The sequence below is a fragment of the Streptomyces sp. NPDC059788 genome (assembly GCF_042732265.1).
In the GTDB taxonomy this organism is placed as follows: Bacteria; Actinomycetota; Actinomycetes; order Streptomycetales; family Streptomycetaceae; genus Streptomyces.
On the sequence record NZ_JBHWHY010000006.1, the window covers coordinates 143,102 to 160,513 of the forward strand.

Annotated in this window: 13 protein-coding genes; 2 read left to right on the forward strand and 11 right to left on the reverse strand. The window is 73.5% G+C overall.

What is annotated here, in order from left to right; translation table 11 throughout:
* Positions 1-73: 73 nt before the first annotated feature.
* The gene (locus ACFV57_RS07560) at positions 74-1,720 is read right to left on the reverse strand and encodes a protein kinase (RefSeq protein WP_385226749.1); all 1,647 of its coding nucleotides are present in this window, start codon (positions 1,718-1,720) and stop codon (positions 74-76) included.
* A 467-nt stretch (positions 1,721-2,187) separates the two neighbouring features.
* Here ACFV57_RS07560 and ACFV57_RS07565 point away from each other — a divergent pair, with 467 nt between their 5' ends.
* Complete coding sequence (locus ACFV57_RS07565) at positions 2,188-3,912, forward strand: protein kinase (RefSeq protein ID WP_385226751.1); 1,725 nt, start codon at positions 2,188-2,190, stop codon at positions 3,910-3,912.
* A gap of 231 nt (positions 3,913-4,143) precedes the next feature.
* On the opposite strand, the gene ACFV57_RS07570 is transcribed toward ACFV57_RS07565, so the two are convergent.
* The 9 genes from ACFV57_RS07570 to pdhA all read right to left on the reverse strand — a co-directional run bounded on the left by ACFV57_RS07570 (position 4,144) and on the right by pdhA (position 16,037).
* The gene (locus ACFV57_RS07570) at positions 4,144-4,710 is read right to left on the reverse strand and encodes a bacterial proteasome activator family protein (RefSeq protein ID WP_385226753.1); all 567 of its coding nucleotides are present in this window, start codon (positions 4,708-4,710) and stop codon (positions 4,144-4,146) included.
* A gap of 125 nt (positions 4,711-4,835) precedes the next feature.
* Positions 4,836-5,312: a hypothetical protein gene (locus ACFV57_RS07575; protein WP_385226755.1), complete on the reverse strand. Its 477-nt coding sequence runs from the start codon at positions 5,310-5,312 to the stop codon at positions 4,836-4,838.
* A gap of 686 nt (positions 5,313-5,998) precedes the next feature.
* Positions 5,999-6,976 carry an NAD(P)H-quinone oxidoreductase gene (locus ACFV57_RS07580; protein ID WP_385226757.1) on the reverse strand — a complete coding sequence of 326 codons (978 nt, stop codon included), beginning with the start codon at positions 6,974-6,976 and terminating at the stop codon, positions 5,999-6,001.
* A gap of 206 nt (positions 6,977-7,182) precedes the next feature.
* Complete coding sequence (locus tag ACFV57_RS07585) at positions 7,183-8,331, reverse strand: potassium channel family protein (RefSeq protein WP_385226759.1); 1,149 nt, start codon at positions 8,329-8,331, stop codon at positions 7,183-7,185.
* Complete coding sequence (locus ACFV57_RS07590; RefSeq protein WP_385226761.1) at positions 8,328-10,943, reverse strand: molybdopterin molybdotransferase MoeA; 2,616 nt, start codon at positions 10,941-10,943, stop codon at positions 8,328-8,330. Before ACFV57_RS07590 ends, ACFV57_RS07585 begins: the two co-directional genes overlap by 4 nt.
* The gene (locus tag ACFV57_RS07595; protein ID WP_385226763.1) at positions 10,940-11,839 is read right to left on the reverse strand and encodes an NTP transferase domain-containing protein; all 900 of its coding nucleotides are present in this window, start codon (positions 11,837-11,839) and stop codon (positions 10,940-10,942) included. The genes ACFV57_RS07590 and ACFV57_RS07595 overlap by 4 nt, the downstream gene beginning before the upstream one ends.
* Positions 11,840-12,112: 273 nt before the next feature.
* Positions 12,113-13,801 (reverse strand): dihydrolipoamide acetyltransferase family protein, encoded by a 1,689-nt coding sequence (locus ACFV57_RS07600; RefSeq protein WP_385226765.1) that lies wholly within the window; start codon positions 13,799-13,801, stop codon positions 12,113-12,115.
* Positions 13,801-14,835, reverse strand: a complete 1,035-nt coding sequence (locus ACFV57_RS07605) for an alpha-ketoacid dehydrogenase subunit beta (RefSeq protein WP_385226767.1) — start codon at positions 14,833-14,835, stop codon at positions 13,801-13,803. The genes ACFV57_RS07600 and ACFV57_RS07605 overlap by 1 nt, the downstream gene beginning before the upstream one ends.
* Complete coding sequence (gene pdhA, locus ACFV57_RS07610) at positions 14,832-16,037, reverse strand: pyruvate dehydrogenase (acetyl-transferring) E1 component subunit alpha (RefSeq protein WP_385226769.1); 1,206 nt, start codon at positions 16,035-16,037, stop codon at positions 14,832-14,834. Before pdhA ends, ACFV57_RS07605 begins: the two co-directional genes overlap by 4 nt.
* A gap of 226 nt (positions 16,038-16,263) precedes the next feature.
* Here pdhA and ACFV57_RS07615 point away from each other — a divergent pair, with 226 nt between their 5' ends.
* Entirely contained in the window at positions 16,264-16,755 is a 492-nt protein-coding gene (locus ACFV57_RS07615) for an Lrp/AsnC family transcriptional regulator (protein ID WP_385226771.1), read from the forward strand.
* Positions 16,756-16,824: 69 nt separating this feature from the next.
* Here ACFV57_RS07615 and ACFV57_RS07620 read toward each other — a convergent pair whose 3' ends face one another.
* Positions 16,825-17,412 (reverse strand): TetR/AcrR family transcriptional regulator, encoded by a 588-nt coding sequence (locus tag ACFV57_RS07620; RefSeq protein ID WP_385226773.1) that lies wholly within the window; start codon positions 17,410-17,412, stop codon positions 16,825-16,827.

Consider the following 17,412-nt stretch of genomic DNA (forward strand, 5'->3'; position numbering starts at 1 on the left):
ACGGGCGGCCGGTGGTCCGGCCGCCCGTCGGATCAGGCGCCAAGCGGTGCGGTTGTGGTGCGGGGCGGCGCGGTCAGTCGACCAGGTCGCCGTTCGCGCCGGTGCCGGCCGGACCGCTGCCGGCGGTGGTCCCCGCGTTCGTGCTGCCGCTGCTGGTGTTGCCGTTCGACGTGTTGCCGCCGGAGTCACCGTTGCCGCCGTCGCTGCCGGTGCTCGTGTTGCCGCCGTTCGACGTGCCGTTGGTCGGCTTGGTGGGCGGCGGGGTCGACGGGTTCTTGGTCGTCGGCGGCGGGGTGGTGGGCGGCTTGGAGGTGCGCGGCGTGCTCGGGTAGCGCGTCGACGGCCGGTTCCACGTACCGCTGTTGCCGCCCGTGCTGCCGGGCTGCGAGTACGAGGGCGACGCCTCGTCGGACGGCGACTCGGACGGCTCGTCCTCGGAGCTCTGGGAGGCCGACGGGCTCTTGGTCGGCGTCGGGTCCTTCTTCCCGTCACCGCCCGCGCTCTGCAGCGCGATGGCCACGCCGACCGCAATGGCGATCACCGCGAGCGCCGCGATCAGCCAGATCTTGCCCCGGCTGCTCTTTGCGGGCCGGTGCCCGCCCTCGTAGCCGCCGTCCCCGTCCCGCATACCGGGGGGCAGGATCGGCTGCGCCGTGGTGTGCCCCTGGTCCGGGTGCGGCAGGGCGGTGGTGGCGGCGGCGGAGCCCATGGCCGGGGTGTGGCCGCCCTGGTGCACGGCGACCGGGCCGGTGTTCCACGTACCGGTGTGGCCGCCCTGCTCGTGGAGCATCTGCAGGGCGTACTGGACCAGCCCGCGCATCTCCTCCGCAGTCTGGAAGCGGTCGTCCGGGTCCTTGGCGAGCGAGCGCATCACCAGGCCGTCCAGCTCCGGCGGCACCGCCCCGGCGACGTCCGAGGGCGGCACCGGCATGTCCTGGACGTGCTGGTAGACGACGGAGAGCGGCGTCTCACCGGTGAACGGGGGGCGCAGGGCCAGCAGTTCGTACAGCAGGCAGCCGGTCGCGTACAGGTCGGAGCGGGTGTCCACGGTCTTGCCGAGGGCCTGCTCGGGCGACAGGTACTGCGGCGTGCCCATGACCATGCCGGTCTGCGTCATCGTCGACTGCGCGCCGTGCAGCGCACGGGCGATGCCGAAGTCCATCACCTTGACCGCGCCGCCATGCGTGATGATCACGTTCGCGGGCTTGATGTCGCGGTGCACGATGCCGTGCTGATGGCTGTAGGCCAGCGCCTCCAGCACCCCGGAGACGATGATCAGTGCCTGGTCCGGCGGCGGGGCGTCCGCGTTCAGCAGCAGGTCGCGGATGGTGCGGCCCTCGACCAGCTCCATGACGATGTACGGCACGGTGCTGCCGCCGACGTAGTCCTCGCCGGAGTCGTACACCGCCACCACCGCGTGGTGGTTCAGGCCCGCGACGGACTGCGCCTCACGGGTGAAGCGGGCCTTGGAGACCGGGTCCTCCGCGAGGTCGGCGCGCAGCAGCTTGACGGCGACGGTGCGACCGAGACGCACATCCTCGGCGGCGAACACCTCCGCCATGCCGCCACGGCCGAGCCGGTGCGTGAGCCGGTAGCGGCCGTCGCCCACCAAACCGCCATTGCCCCACATCTCCGGTGCATCGGGGAGATTTGCATCAGGAGAGTTGGAGCCGGTGGCATCAGGATCGGACGGGCCCTGGGGGCTCTGCGTCGGTGCCATCGGTCCTCGCCGTCGTATCGATCCGCATCACAGCGGTAAGGTCTCGGTCTTCGCTAGAGCACGCTACAGGCTCCGCGGCACACGCCGGTCCCGTGATGGACCGGTCATCACACCTTCCACAGCCCCATTGTCGCAAGTTGACCCGGGGTAATCAGAGGCCGAGCGGCGCTGTGCAGGCTTCAGGACCGTAATGGGATCTTGCGCATCTGGTCACGGAACGGGCACACGGCTTGACGTGTCCGGGCCCTGGGGCAAACTGGGCTGCGATTCGGACGGGATCTCGGCACAACCCATACTGATCTCGGCACGTCCGCAGCCGCGCGTGCCGCGGGCCCGCGACGTTGAGTAACGTCTGTACACGTCAACACGTCATGTGTCGCCGCACGGACGGGCCCGGCACACAGCCACGAGGCGCGGCGCGCCGCGACACGTGCGCAGGAACAGCGCGCCAAGGGGGAAGCGGAACCATGAGCCAGGACGGCGCTCAGGGCCAATTCGAGGGCCGTTCGGTCGGCGGGGGACGCTACCGGCTCCGTGACCTGCTGGGCGCCGGCGGCATGGCGTCCGTACACCTCGCGTACGACAGCGTGCTGGACCGCGAGGTCGCCATCAAGACCCTGCACACCGAGCTGGGACGCGAGCAGGCCTTCCGCGAACGCTTCCGCCGCGAGGCGCAGTCCGTGGCCAAACTCACGCACACCAACATCGTCTCGGTGTTCGACACCGGCGAGGACGACCTCGACGGCAGCATGGTGCCGTACATCGTCATGGAGTACGTGACGGGCCGGCCGCTCCGCTCCGACCTGGACAGCGACATCGCCCGGCACGGCGCGATGCCCACCGACAAGGCGCTGAAGATCACCGCCGACGTGCTGGCCGCCCTGGAGGTCAGCCACGAGATGGGCCTGGTCCACCGGGACATCAAGCCCGGCAACGTCATGCTCAACAAGCGCGGCGTCGTCAAGGTCATGGACTTCGGCATCGCCCGCGCCATGCAGTCCGGCGTCACCTCGATGACGCAGACCGGCATGGTCGTCGGCACTCCCCAGTACCTCTCCCCCGAGCAGGCGCTGGGCCGCGGCGTGGACGCCCGCTCCGACCTGTACTCGGTCGGCATCATGCTCTTCGAGCTGCTGACCGGACAGCTGCCCTTCGACGCGGACTCGCCGCTGGCCATCGCGTACGCGCACGTCCAGGAGGAGCCGCCGGTCCCCTCCGGCATCAACCGGTCGCTGCCGCCCGCCGTCGACGCGCTGATCGCCCGCGCCCTGAAGAAGAACCCCAACGAGCGCTTCCCCACCGCCGAGGCGATGCGGGACGAGTGCCTGCGCGTCGCCGGGTCGGGCCAGCCCGGCGCGACACCGCTCATCATCAGCGAGGGCCCGCGGGCCCGTACCAGCGGCTCCTCGGTGTCCTCCGCGGTCTTCCCGGCCGCCTCGGCGAACGCCGCCGGGCCGCACACCCCCGCCCCGCCCAGCGTCCAGACGCCGTACCAGCCGACGCAGGCCGCGCCCCAGGCAGGCCCGCCGATGGGCCCCGGCCCGGCGGCGAACGGCGGACCGGGCTTCGGCCCCACCGCGCCGTCCACGCCGCCGCCGGTCAACGCCTACCAGCCGCCGGCGCCGATCCCCGCCCAGGGCCCGGCCCCCTTCAACAACAGCTTCCAGACCCCGCCGCCGTACGCGGGCCCGCCCTCGCCCGCCCCCGGCCCCACGCCCCAGCCGGTCGGCCCGCGGCCCGGCGGCAACCGCTCCGGCGGCCGGGGCAACACCCCGGTGGTCATCGTCTGCGCCATCGTCGGCGTGGTCGTCGTCACCGCGATCGCCATCGGCATCGGCCTGAGCGGGGGCGGCGACAGCCCGAACCCGCGCCCCACCCACGCGTACAGCTACTCGCCGTCCCCCTCGGTCCGGAGCGAGGACCCCACGGCCACGATCGCCACCACGCGGTGCACCGACCCGGTCCAGAGCTACAGCCAGAAGGGCAAGATCTTCCTGCCGTCCTTCTACGGCAAGAACCTGGACTCGGTGAAGAAGTGCATGGACGCGGCCGGCTGGTCGTACGACGTCTCCGAGCGCAACAACTCCCTCTACGGCAAGAACACCGTCATCGGCCAGTCGCCGATCTCCATGTGGGACCCGAAGTCGGGCGAGAAGATTCACCTGACCGTGTCGACGGGGCGCAGTTCGTAGGACCGGGGCATGAGGTAGGGCGGGGACATGAGAGAGGCCCGGCGCGCGAGGCGCGGCGGGCCCTCTTCATTGGGGTCATCGGGGGGAGTTCATTCGGGGGCGGGGTTCATCGGGGATGGGGCTCATCCGGGGATGGGGTTCATCCGGGGGTATCGGGGGTGGGGGGTAAACAAGACCTGTCCGGCCCGGGCCGGCGGCAGGTCGAAGGCCTGGAGGGCAGACGCCGGCAGATCAGAGGTACGGGCCGGAGCGGGCGCCGCCCTGGCCGGGCGCGGGCTGTTCCATGTCCTCGGCCGGCACCGCACCGGGCGGCAGCGCACGCCGCATCTGCTCCAACTGGGCGCGGGCCGCCATCTGCTGGGCGAACAGCGCGGTCTGGATACCGTGGAAAAGGCCCTCCAGCCAGCCCACCAACTGAGCCTGCGCGATGCGCAGTTCCGCGTCCGTGGGCACCGAGTCGTCGGTGAAGGGCAGCGACAGCCGCTCCAGCTCCTCGACCAGCTCGGGCGCTAGGCCGTCCTCCAGCTCCTTGACCGAGCTGGAGTGGATCTCCTTCAGCCGGACCCGGCTCGCCTCGTCCAGCGGCGCCGCCTTCACCTCTTCCAGAAGCTGCTTGATCATGCTGCCGATGCGCATGACCTTCGCGGGCTGTTCCACCATGTCCGTCACGGGAACCTCGCGGGACTCGTCGTCGCCGTCCCCGCCACCGGAGCCGGCGCTGCCGAGAGCCATTCCGTCCGGGCCGACAACCAGGACGTGCGGGCTCTCCTGCGACCGTTCGTTCATCGGCATATCCATGCCGCCATTCTCTCGTACAGCTGACTAGGAACGGTTGTGCCCTGGGAGAAAGATGATCCAACCTCCGGGTGGGGACGAGCTTTGGTGTGAGGTCCGGGGAGCGGGCGGGCGGCGGGCCCAGCGGGTCACGCGCGCCTCAGTCGCAGGGCGATGAAGGCGAGCCCGAGGCCGGTCAGGGCCATGCCCGCGCCCAGCGGCAGGACACGGTGGACTCCGTTGCCCTGGTCGGTGGCGGGGTACGGGGCCCGCGACGCGGCGGAGGCGGCCCCGGGCACGGCGCCGGGCGCGTACCGGGAGGGGCCGTGCGGCCTGGCCCCGGCGGCCGACGAGGCGGGGGCCTGGAGGGGCGGCAGCGGTACGTAGGGCCGGTGGGCGAGGCGTCCGGCCAGGTCACCCCTGCGGGAGGCGGTGGGGAGGGGCGAGGCCTTCCCGGTGGGCCGGGGCGAGGCGGCGGGGGACGCGGGCCGGGACGGGCCGCCTTGGGCGTCCTGGGCGCCTTGGGCGCCTTGAGCGCCCGCATCGGCGGAGGGGGCGTCCGGGGTGGACGTGCCGGTCTCCGACGGGGCGGCCGGGCGGGATGAACCGGTTCCGGAGCCGGGCAAGGGGCCGAGCGGGATCGGGAAGAGGGGGCCGAGCCCGGTGAGAGGGTCGGTGGGGGCCTGGTGGGGAGTGGGGGCGAGCGTGGAAGTGGGTGTGGGAGCGGGGGTGGGGGCCTCGGGGTTTGTTGTGGGGGCGGGCTGGGGGTCGCGGGCGTCGTCGTCACGGTGGTGGGCAGGGCCCGGAGGGTTGGCGATGCCGGAAACCGCTGCGGAGGCTGCTGCCGTGGAGGCCGCTGCTGCTGTCGCTGTCGCTGTCGTGTGGGGAAGGGGCAGCAGTGTGACGGCGAGCAGCAGACCGGCGGCGATGCGGATAGGGGGCCGGTGGGAGCGGCAGCGGCAGCGAGAGCGCGAGGGGGACGGGCGGGGGCAGTGATGGGGGGAGCGGTGGGCGGGTTCCGGGGCCACGAGTCCTGAAGTCACGCCCATGACCTCCCGTACCTGCGGAGTTGTCGCTTGATCTCCTCAGCGTCACATGAGGGGATATTCGCGGCATCTCGGGCATGTCGGAGGCGGTAAGGGTGCGCGGGGGGCGTATCGGGGCGCGTGGGGGCTCGTACGGCTTCGTACCGGGGCGCGCGCCGGGGCCCGTGCCGGAGTGCGAGACGGGGCGCGATCCGGGGCGCGGGCCGGGCTCGTACCCGGGCCGGGCCCCGGACCTCGTACCCGCCGCCCCCGGGTGCGGGCCGGGCTCAGACCGTCAGAACGACCTTGCCCACGTGGCCGCTCGCGTCCACGACCCGGTGTGCCTCGGGCGCCTCGGCGATCGGCAGCGTACGGTCCACGATCGCCCGGACCCGGCCGTTCTCGATCAGCGGCCAGACGTGCTCCCGTACCGCCGCGACGATCGCCGCCTTCTCGGCCAGCGGACGCCCGCGCAGCGAGGTGGCGGTGACCGCGCCCCGCTTGGTGAGCAGCGCGCCGAGGTTCAACTCGCCCTTCACCCCGCCCTGGAGGCCGATGATCGCGAGCCGCCCGTTGGTGGCCAGCGCCTTGACGTTCGGGCCGAGGTACTTGGCTCCCATGATGTCCAGGATGACGTCCGCGCCCTTGCCGTCGGTGGCCTTGCGCAGCTCCTGGACGAAGTCCTGCTCCCGGTAGTTGATGAGGATGTCGGCGCCCAGTTCGGCGCAGCGGGCCAGCTTCTCGGCGCTGCCCGCGGTGACCGCGACCCGGGCGCCGACGGCCTTGGCCAGCTGGATCGCCATGGTGCCGATGCCACTGGAGCCGCCGTGCACGAGCAGCGTCTCACCGGGCCGCAGGTGCGCGATCATGAAGACGTTGGACCAAACGGTGCACGTCACCTCGGGCAGCGCGGCCGCCGCGACCATGTCGAGGCCCTTCGGCACGGGCAGCAGCTGCCCCACGGGGACGACGACCTGCTCCGCGTACCCGCCGCCCGCCAGCAGCGCGCACACCTCGTCGCCGACCGACCAGCCGCTGACCCCGGGGCCGAGGGCCTTGACGCGGCCGGCGCACTCCAGGCCGGGGTACGGGGGCGCGCCGGACGGCGGGTCGTAGAAGCCCTGGCGCTGGAGGAGGTCGGCGCGGTTGACGGCGGTGGCCGCCACCTCGACGAGGACCTCCCCTTCGGATGGTTGCGGATCGGGCACCTCGGCCCATACGAGGGCGTCGGGGCCGCCGGGTTCGGGAATGGTGATCGCACGCATGGCCGCGAGGCTACTCGCCCGCGCGGGACTGCGTACGGAGGCGGTCCGGTGGCGGGGTCCGGAGGGGGTGGCCCTGGCCGTCGCGGGCGGGCGCGAGGGAGGGGAGAGACGGCCAGGGCGGGCGGCCGGGGCGGACGGTCAGGGCGGACGGACGGCCGGGGCGGGCGGACGGGGCGGACGGCCAGGGCAGGCGGCCGGGCCGCGGGCTACCTCTGGTCGTCGCGCCGCACCGGCGACATCGGGGACACCCCGGTCCCCGGGATCATCGGCTTCGAGCCGGGCTTGACCGGTCCGTCCACCTCTTCCGTGGCCGCCCGGACGATGGTGATCACCCGGTCGGCGGGCTGCAACGGGCTGGCCGCCGGGTCGTCGTACCCGAGCAGCCGGTGACCGCGCAGCACGGAGACGATCAGGTCCTCGGTCTCCCGTACCGACTTGCCGACCTCGGCCTTCACCACCGGACGCTCGATCAGGTCCAGGCCGCTGCCCTGCTGGATCAGGTCCTCCAGGACCGTGCCGGCGCTGGGGCTGTGCACCGACAGACCCAGCAGGCGGCCCGCGGCGCTGGCCGAGGTGATGACCATGTCGGCGCCGGACTGGCGCAGCAGCGGCGCGTTCTCCTCCTCGCGTACGGCGGCGACGATGTTGGCCTTCTTGTTGAGCTGGCGGGCGGTCAGCGAGACCAGGACGGCCGTGTCGTCGCGCTGGGTGGCGATGACGACCTGGCGGGCGCGCTGGATCTCGGCCCGTACGAGCACGTCGCTGCGGGTCGCGTCGCCGACCACGCCCGCGAAGCCCTCGGCCACCGCCGAGTCGATGACCTTGGGGCTCGGGTCGACGATGACGATGCGGTCGCGGGTCAGGCCCGTCGCGCGCAGGGTCTGGGCCGCGGACCGGCCCTTGGTGCCGAAGCCGACGATGACGGTGTGGTCGCGCAAGGCGTTTCTCCAGCGGTTCAGTTGCCACTGCTCGCGGGTGCGCTCGGTGAGGACTTCGAGAGTGGTGCCGACCAGGATGATCAGGAAGAGGACCCGGAGGGGCGTGATGAGCAGGATGTTCAGCAGCCGCGCGCCGTCCCCGTACGGGACGATGTCGCCGTAACCGGTGGTGGAGAGCGTCACGGTGGCGTAGTAGACGCAGTCGAGGAATTCGACCGAGCCGTTGGCGTTGTCGTGGTACTCGTCGCGGTCGATCCAGACGATGGCCACCGTCGCGACGAGCACGAGCAGGGCCATCAGAAGGCGGCGCGCGACCTGCCGCAGCGGCGCCACCGGGGTGCGGCGGGGCAGCACGATGCGGTGACTGGAGTCCTCGGGGACCTCACGCGCCGCGGCGTCGTGGGTGGGGAGCTTCACGCGGCGCCTCCGCCGGTCGGGTCGGTGGGGCCGGGTGGGGTGATACGGGAGGGCCGGTCCGCGGAAACGTTCGGGCGGGTGGGTGGGGCTGCCGTGGTGCCCGTGTTGGGGGCGTTGGAGGCCCTGGAGGCGCTGGGTGTGTCTGCTGCGTTGGGTGTGGCGGGCGCATTGGGGGCGACGGATGTGCTGGGTGCGGCGGACGTGCTGGGTGCGGCGGGTGCGTCGAATGCTTCGGGCGTCCAGCCCGTCACCGCGTCGGCCGAGCCGTCGGCCGTCCAGGGCAGGTCGAGGAGTTCGGCCTCGGTGCCGCGCGCCGCGCCGCCGGGCGGTACGACGGCCATCGCGTCGGCCGCCGCGATGCCGCGCAGCATGGCGGGCCCGCTGAAGCGCAGCGGCACGACCGCGCCGCCGTCGCCGTCCCACTCGTCGTCCGTACCGTCCCGGAAGGCGACCGGGACGAGCCGCGTGTCGTGCGGATGGCCGGGCACGGCGGCGGTCAGCGGCGCCCGGTATACGGGGGTACGGCGGCGCGCGGAGAGCGTGCGCAGCACAGGTTCCGCCAGGGTGAGCAGGCCCGATACGGCGGCGAGGGGGTTGCCGGGGAGCCCCACAAGGAGGCGGGCGGGGGCGGGGGCGGACGCGGACGTGGGGCCTTCGGTGCGAGTGGTGCCCTTCGGGTGCTCGGGGCCCGGGTGGTGCGGGAGGCGGGCGAGGAGCATGGGGTGACCGGGCCGTACCGCGACACCGTCCACCAGAAGCTCCGCGCCCAGCCTGCGCAACGTCGGATGCACATGATCGACGGGCCCGGACGCCGTTCCCCCGGTCGTGATCACCAGATCGGCGGTCGAGGCCGCGAGCGCGTCGTACAACGCCTCGGGGTCGTCGCCGAGATGGCGGGGCGGCCCGGCGTCCGCGCCCAGCGCGCGCAGCCAGGGCGTGATCATCGGGCCGAGCGCGTCCCGGATCAGCCCGTCGGCGGGCAGGCCGTCGTGCAGCAACTCGTCGCCCAGCACGAACACTTCGACGCGCGGACGGGCATACGCCGTCACCTCGTCATAGCCCGCCGCCGCGGCCAGACCGAGCACGGCCGGGGTCACCAGGGCGCCGGCGGGCAGGAGTTGCTCACCCCGGCGGCACTCCTGGCCGCGCGGCCGGATGTCCTGGCCCGGCGGCACGGGGGCGGGTGCGTACAGCAGTGCGCTGCCGTCGGACCGCCGGCGGACCTCGCCGTGTTCGCTGCGCAGTACGGCCGTGGCGCCGGGCGGGATGCGCGCACCCGTGGCGATCGGTACCGCATCGCCGTCGGCGACCGCTTCGGACGACTCGTGACCGGCCAGGATGCCGCGCTCGTCCGCGTCGTCTCGGCTACGGGCGGCGAGGTGCCAGGGGCCGGGACCGGCGACCGCCCAGCCGTCCATCGCGGAGGTGTCGAAGGACGGCAGGTCGGTGAGCGCGCACAGCGGCTCGGCGAGGATGCGCCCGAGCGCGGCGCTGCCGAGCGGGCAGACGACCGGGGGCAGCGGTCCGTGCGGGGCGCGAGCGGCGATGCCCCGTGCCTTGCGCCAAGGGGTCGGGGTGGGGAGATCGTGCCGGGTGCGGCGGCCGTGGTCGTGGGGGTGGTTGGGGGCGTCGGGGTGGTTGGGGCCGTCGTGAGGGGGGCTCTGGTCGCGCTCATCGTGCTGGTCGTACTGGTCGCGCTGGCCGCGCTTGCTGTACTGGCCGTGCTGGCCGTGCTGGCCCTGCTGGCCCTGCTGGCCGTGCTTGCTGTACTGGCCACGTTCGTCGTGCTGATCGTGCTCGCCGTGCCGGCCGTACGCGGAGGCTTCCGCTGCCGACGACGGGACCGCTGTGGCCGGCACCGGCGCGTCGCCGGGGCGCGCGGGAGGGGGAGTGCGGCGCGCGGGCGGGCGCTGCGCCGAACTGCCGGGCTCGGACGACGGCTCGTGCGCCTCCGGGGACGCCGCGCTACAGGTGTCCCACGGCGTGTAGGGGCCCAGGCGCGTATCGGCGTCCAGGCCCGTACCGGCCGTCGGCGCCTTCCTGCTCCCGCCGGTCTCCCGGGTCGGCTCCCGGTCGTCGAAGATCCAGGCGTAACCGTCGTCGAAGACCGGCGCGTAATGGTCCCCGGGGGCGGGCGTGCGGCCGGGAACGCCCGGGGTGGGCGTGCCGCCGGGAACGCCAGGAGTGGGCGTGCGGGAAGCGCCGTACGCGGGCGTGCGCCCCGGGACACCGGTGTCGTACCCAGAGGCGGGACCGTACCCGGACACCGGTGTCCAACGTGTACCGACATCGGAACCGGCATCGGCGTCAGCACCCCCGCCATCGACACCGCTGCCGGCACCGGCGTAGGGCGAGCGACCGTCCTCGTACGGGCCCGACGCGCGGTGGGCATCGGCGCGGCGGGTGTCGACGCGGTGGGTGTCGACGCGGTGGGTGTCGGTCCCCTGTGTGTCGGGCCGGTGCTGGTCGGGCCGGTGCTGGTCGGGCCGGTGCTGGTCGGGCCGGTGGGCATCCGAACGGTGACCCGTAGGCCGACAGGCATCGCGGCGCGGCATCTCGACGGAGCCGCCGTTGGCCAGCGCCAGCGCGTCGTCGAACTCCCCGTCCGTCATTTTTCCGGCTGCGCTTTCGGCTTGGCCTCGGGCGCGGCCTCCGGCGTGGCGTCGGCGTTCTCGGCGGACTCGGCGGCCCAGCGGTTGGCCAGCGCGGCCGCCTTCTCCGCCAGTGCGGACACGTCCCGGCCCTGCTGAGCGGCCGCGTAACCGACCAGGAAGGTCGTCAGCGGCGCCGCCGGGCGGGCCACGCCGTGCGCGGCGTCGCGCGCGAGGTCGAGGAGTGCCGCCGTGTCGACATCGAGTTCGATGCCCAGTTCGGCCTTGGCTGCGGTGATCCATTCGTCCAACACGGTTCCATGCTCCCTGATACGGGCGCGTGCCGCTTCGATGTCCTCCCAGGTGTCGCAGTCGAAGGACGCCGTGGCCGTCGGGTCGGGCACGCGGCGCAGGGTCAGCCGCCCGAGCAGCGCACGCAGCGGCAGCCCGTCGAGCGCCCCGCGTTCCGCCCGTACGGCGTCCAGCACGCGGCGCAGCGGCTCCGCCCGGTAGGCCGCGACCAGCGGCTGGTCGCGGCCCGCCGCGTCCCGGAGCAGCGCGCCGTCGGTCTCCTCCACCGCCGCGAGCAGGGCCCGTACCGTCGCGCCCGTCAGGAAGGGCAGATCGGCGGAGAGCACGAGCACGACCGGGGCCGTGGTGTGCCGCAGGCCCGCGTCCAGCGCGGCGAGCGGCCCACCGCCGGGCGGCTCTTCACGGGCGTGGACGACCGGCCGCGCGGTGGGCCGCCGCGGGCCGACGACGACGGCGGTCGCCGCGTCCGGGCAGGCGTCGAGCACCCGGTCCAGCAGCGACCGGCCGCCGACGGACAGTGCGGGCTTGTCCGCCCCGCCGAGCCGCCGGGCAGCACCCCCGGCCGGCACGATCACGTCGTACCGCCCGGCTGCACCACACGGCACGGAACCGGGTGGAGCCGAGCCGGGTGGAGCCGAAACGAGGGGAACGGAGCCAGGCGAAGCGGACCCGGGCGAAGCGGCTGCGCACGCCGCGTCGTCGGCCTCGTCGGCGCCGCGCTCCGGACTCGAACCCGCCGGCGCCGCCGCGCGCGCGACACCGTCGGGCCCGGATGCGCTGCCCCCGGTGTCGTCACACGGGCCCCGGTCATGAGCGGACTGGTCGTCGGTCACCCCTTGAGTATCGCCGGGACCGTCCCGATCACCGACCGGGCCCGCTCACAACGCGCGCAACAACACCGCCGGCCGCTCCACACAGTCCGCGACGAACCGCAGGAACCCTCCGGCGGTCCCCCCGTCGCACACCCGGTGGTCGAAGGTGAGCGACAGCTGTACGACCTGGCGTACCGCCAACTCCCCCTCGTGCACCCACGGCTTCGGGGTTATTCGGCCCACGCCCAGCATCGCGGCCTCGGGGTGGTTGATGATCGGCGTGGAGCCGTCGACGCCGAAGACGCCGTAGTTGTTGAGCGTGAAGGTGCCGTGCGTCAGCTCGGCGAGGCCGAGCGAGCCGGTCCGGGCCGCTTCGGTCAGCCGCGCCATCTCGGCGGACAGCCCCTCGGCCGTACGGCGGTGCGCGTCCCGTACGACCGGCACCACCAGCCCGCGGTCGGTCTGCGCCGCGAAGCCCAGATGTACGGCGGGCAGCCGCACGATCTCGTTGGCCTCCGCGTCGACCGTGGCGTTGAGCTGCGGATAGCGCGCGAGGGCGGCCGTACAGACGCGGGCCAGCAGCGCGAGCAACGACACCTTGGCGCCGCCGACGGCGTTCATCTCCCGGCGGGCGGCGAGCAGTTCCGTGGCGTCGGCGTCCACCCAGCACGTCGCGTCGGGGATCTCCTGGCGGCTGCGCCGGAACTTCTCCGCCGCGGCGCCCCGCATCCCCCGCAGCGGTATCCGCTCGGCCTCCGCCGGCAGCCCCCCATACGGCCCGAACCCGCCTTCCGCACCGGGCGCGCTTCCCGGCATGGACGCGCTTCCTGAACCAGCCGTCGGCACGCTCCCCACCCCGAGCCCAGCCCCGGGCCCGGCTCCGAGTCCAGCCCTGGTCCCAGCTCCGAGTCCAACCCCGGGCTCGGCTCCAACTCCCGTTCCGGCCCCGATCCCGGCTCCGGTGCCCGTTCCGATTACGCCTCCGGTGCCCGACCCCACGGTGCCCCGCGAACGCACCGCCCGCTCGACATCCGTACGCAGGATCAGCCCCTCCGGGCCCGTCCCCCGTATCTCCCGCAGGTCCAGGCCGTGCTCCCGCGCCAGCCGCCGCACCAGCGGCGAGATGACCGGCACCGGCCCGCCCGGGGCACCACCCCGCTCCAGGGCCTCGCCCGGCACCCGAGCCTCGCCGCTCCGCTCCGGAACCGCCCCGGCCCCGGGCGCCCCCGCAGCGGCCCCTGCCGCCGGCCGGACCCTGCGCCGACGCGCCGCCGCGGCGCTCGTCCCGTAACCGACGAGCACGTTCCCCGACCCTTCGGCCGCCGCCTCGCCGTCTCCTCCTCGGGAGCCCCGCTCCGCCCCGGCTCCTTCGCCCGCCGCGCCCGTCCCCGCCCCGGGCGCCCGGCCCGCTTCCGCACCCTGCCCGGCTCCCGCGGCAGCCCCGGCCGTCGCAGTGGAACCGGTGGTCGCGGAGGAACCGGCTGCCGCGGCGGCACCGACCGTCGCGGTGGAACCGACCGCCACCGTCAGCAGCGGCGACCCGACAGGCAGCTCCGTCCCCTCGTCACCGAACCGCGCGGTGACCACGCCTGCGTACGGGCACGGCACGTCCACCAGCGCCTTCGCGGTCTCCACCTCGACCACCGGCTGGTCGACGGCCACGACCTCGCCGACCTCGACCAGCCACCGCACCACCGTCGCCTCGGTGAGACCCTCGCCGAGGTCGGGCAGGGTGAATTCACGGACCACGGCCATCAGTCACCGCTCCCCTCGGTCCAGTCCGACTCCCACTGGAGCCGGCTGACGGTGTCCAGAATCCGGTCGACGCCCGGCAGGTGGTGGCGCTCCAGCATCGGCGGCGGATACGGGATGTCGAAGCCCGCTACGCGCAGCACCGGCGCCTCCAGGTGGTGGAAACAGCGCTCCGTGACCCGCGCGGCTATCTCCCCGCCGGGGCCACCGAAGCCGGTGGCCTCGTGCACGACGACCGCGCGCCCCGTACGCCGCACCGAGGCGCAGACCGTCTCGTCGTCGAACGGAAGCAGCGAGCGCAGGTCGAGGACCTCCAGGTCCCAGCCCTCCGCCGTGGCCGCCTCGGCGGCTTCCAGACAGACCGGCAGCGACGGACCGTACGTGATCAGTGTGGCGCTGCTGCCGGGCCGCCGGATCTCCGCGCGGCCCAGCGGGGCCACCGGCGCCGGGTCGTCGGGGGACCAGTCGGCACGCGACCAGTACAGCCGCTTGGGCTCCAGGAAGACCACCGGGTCGTCGGAGGCGATGGCGGCCCGCAGCAGCCCGTACGCGTCGGCGACCGTCGCCGGGGTGACGACCTGGAGGCCGGGGGTGGCGAGGTAGTACGCCTCGGAGGAGTCGCTGTGGTGCTCGACCCCGCCGATTCCGCCGCCGTAGGGGACGCGGATGGTCAACGGCAGCGGCATGGCGCCCCGGGTGCGGTTGCGCATCCGGGAGACATGGCTGATCAGCTGCTCGAAGCCGGGGTAGGCGAAGGCGTCGAACTGCATCTCCACGACCGGACGCAGCCCGTACATGGCCATGCCGACCGCCGTACCGAGGATGCCCGCCTCGGCGAGCGGGGTGTCGCCGCAGCGCTCCTCGCCGAACTCCTTCGCCAGGCCGTCCGTGATGCGGAAGACCCCGCCCAGCTCGCCCACGTCCTCGCCCATCACGTGGACGGACGGGTCGTCGGCCATCGCGTCGCGCAGCGCGCGGTTCAGTGCCTGCGCCATGCTGGCGGGCTTGCGCCCGGTCTCCGCCGCGGTCGCCGTCATGGCCGCTCCTCCCCTGCCGTGCCGCCCGCCGTCCCGCGTTCGGCGGTCGTGTCTTCTCCGGTGCCCGCGGCCTCGGCCTCCAGCTCGGCCCGCAGCTGCGCCGCCTGCTCCCGCAACTGGCCGGTCTGGTCGGCGTAGACATGCGCAAACAGGTCCATCGGGTCCAGGGCCGGGTCCTGGTTCATGCGGTCCCTGAGGTCGGCGGCCATTTCCTCGGCGCCGTCCCGGGTGCGCTGCACGAACTCGTCGCAGAGCAGGCCGCGCTCCGCCAACTCGCGCTCGACCAGGGCTATCGGGTCGTGTCCGCGCCACTGCTCGACCTCGGCGTCGGTGCGGTAGCGGGTGGCGTCGTCGGCGTTGGTGTGTGCCTCGATGCGGTACGTGAGCGCCTCGACGAGCGTCGGTCCGCCGCCCCGGCGCGCCCGCTCGACCGCCTCGGTGAGGACCTCGTGCAGCGCGGGCGCGTCGTTGCCGTCCACCAGGCGGCCCGGCATGCCGTAACCGACCGCCTTGTGGGCGAGGGACGGCGCGGCGGACTGCTTGGCGAGCGGTACGGAGATCGCGAAGCCGTTGTTCTGGACGAGGAAGACCACCGGGGCCTGCCACACCGCGGCGAAGTTCAGCGCCTCGTGGAAGTCGCCCTCGCTGGTGCCGCCGTCGCCGACCAGGGCGAGCGCGACCACCTCGTCACCCTTCAGGCGCGCGGCGTGCGCGAGGCCCACCGCGTGCGGGAGTTGGGTGGCCAGCGGGGTGCACAGCGGGGCGATGCGGTGCTCGCGCGGGTCGTATCCCGTGTGCCAGTCGCCCCGCAGGAGGGTGAGGGCCTGTACGGGGTCGAGGCCGCGGGCGACGGCGGCGAGGGTGTCGCGGTAACTGGGGAAGAGCCAGTCCTGCTCCTTCAGCGCCAGCGCGGCGGCGACCTGGCACGCTTCCTGGCCGGTGGAGGAGGGGTACACCGCCAGCCTGCCCTGCCGCGTCAGGGCCGTGGCCTGGGCGTTGTACCGGCGGCCGCGCACCAGCTGCTCGTACAGCCCGGTCAGCAGCCCGGCGTCGACCTGGGCGGCGGCGTCCGTGCCCAGCAGCCGGTACGGCTCCGCGTCGGGCAGGAGGGGCGCGGGATCCACGCGGGGGCGCCACGCGGGCGGCGGTGCGGGCCAGTAGCTCCCGCTCCTACTGCTGCCGCGCTGCTCAAGAACCGTCATGACGAGCACCTCCTTGGACTTGGGAAAGAGTGGCGCGGAGCGCCTCGCTGAGGGCGGTGATGGACGAAGGACGGGTACAGATGCGAAGGGGCGGGCGATTGGCCCGTCCCTACCGATTGTTCGGTCGCCAGCACATTTTGGCTACAGGCGGGCTCAGCCTGTGGACAATCGGTTCTCCACAGCCTGAGATGAGGACAGGGCGTCCATAAAGGGGAGGCGAGGCGGTATGCCGGACGAACAGATGGCCAGCAACGGAGGGCATCACCCCCCGCGCCCCTTGGACACCATTGACCGCGCGATCCTGAACATGCTCCAGAGCGACGGACGGGCCTCGATACGCTCCGTGGCCGAGCGCGTACACGTCTCGCGCGCCAACGCCTACGCGCGGATCAACCGTTTAATCGACGACGGCGTGATCCGCGGCTTCAGCGCCCGCATCGACCAGGAACGGGCCGGCCAGGGAGCCTCCGCGTACGTCACGCTGAAGATCGTGCAGAACTCCTGGCGGACGGTACGCGCCCAGCTCACCGCGCTTCCGGGGGCCTCGCACATCGCGCTGGTCAGCGGCGACTTCGACGTCCTGCTGCTGGTGCACACCAAGGACAACCAGGAGCTGCGGGAACTGGTCCTCACCCGTATCCAGTCGATTCCGGAGGTGCTCAGCACCCGCACCCTGCTCGTCTTCGAGGAGACCGACCTGGGGGCCGAGCAGGGTTAGGGACAGGGACCGGGCGGCCGACGCCGTACGCCCGCCGCCCGGCCCTGTGCGCGCTCCTGCGCGTACCGCCTACGTCCGCAGCCCCGCGAAGGCGGTCCGCACCACGGCCTCCGCGACCTCGTCGCTGCTCGCCGAGCCGCCCCGGCCCGGCCGGTACCACTCCACGATCGAGTTGATCATGCCGAAGAGCAGCCGGGTCGCCAGCCGCGCGTCCACGTCCGGGCGCAGGTCGCCGTCGGCCGCGGCCTGCTTGAGCAGCTCGGTGACCTCGTTGTCGAACTCCCGGCGGCGCTCCATGGCCCAGCGCTCGGTGTCGGTGTTGCCGCGCACCCGCAGCAGCAGCGTCACGTACGGCAGCTCCTCCATCAGCACTTCCGCCTCGCGCCTGGCCACGTACTCCAGGCACTCGATGGCCCGCCCCGTACGCGCCCCGGGCTCCTGGAGGACCCCGAAGAGCCCGTCCAGCGCCCTGCTTATGGCACGGTGCAGCAGTTCTTCCTTGCTGCGCACGTGGTGGTAGATCGAGGACTTGGAGATGCCGGCCGCCCGGGAGAGGTGCTCCATCGAGGTGCCGTCGTAACCGCGGTCGTTGAACACCTCGACGGCGACCGCGAGCAGCGAATCAGGCGTATAGGTGTCGCGCTTGGCCATGGTCAT

Excerpts from the sequence above, each read along its gene's own strand:
- ACFV57_RS07560 (WP_385226749.1), bottom strand. The coding sequence starts at position 1,720 with ATGGCACCGACGCAGAGCCCCCAGGGCCCGTCCGATCCTGATGCCACC.
- ACFV57_RS07615 (WP_385226771.1), top strand. The coding sequence starts at position 16,264 with ATGCCGGACGAACAGATGGCCAGCAACGGAGGGCATCACCCCCCGCGC.
- ACFV57_RS07605 (WP_385226767.1), bottom strand. The coding sequence starts at position 14,835 with ATGACGGCGACCGCGGCGGAGACCGGGCGCAAGCCCGCCAGCATGGCG.
- pdhA (WP_385226769.1), bottom strand. The coding sequence starts at position 16,037 with ATGACGGTTCTTGAGCAGCGCGGCAGCAGTAGGAGCGGGAGCTACTGG.
- ACFV57_RS07570 (WP_385226753.1), bottom strand. The coding sequence starts at position 4,710 with ATGGATATGCCGATGAACGAACGGTCGCAGGAGAGCCCGCACGTCCTG.
- ACFV57_RS07620 (WP_385226773.1), bottom strand. The coding sequence starts at position 17,412 with ATGACCATGGCCAAGCGCGACACCTATACGCCTGATTCGCTGCTCGCG.
- ACFV57_RS07600 (WP_385226765.1), bottom strand. The coding sequence starts at position 13,801 with ATGGCCGTGGTCCGTGAATTCACCCTGCCCGACCTCGGCGAGGGTCTC.
- ACFV57_RS07565 (WP_385226751.1), top strand. The coding sequence starts at position 2,188 with ATGAGCCAGGACGGCGCTCAGGGCCAATTCGAGGGCCGTTCGGTCGGC.
- ACFV57_RS07580 (WP_385226757.1), bottom strand. The coding sequence starts at position 6,976 with ATGCGTGCGATCACCATTCCCGAACCCGGCGGCCCCGACGCCCTCGTA.
- ACFV57_RS07590 (WP_385226761.1), bottom strand. The coding sequence starts at position 10,943 with ATGACGGACGGGGAGTTCGACGACGCGCTGGCGCTGGCCAACGGCGGC.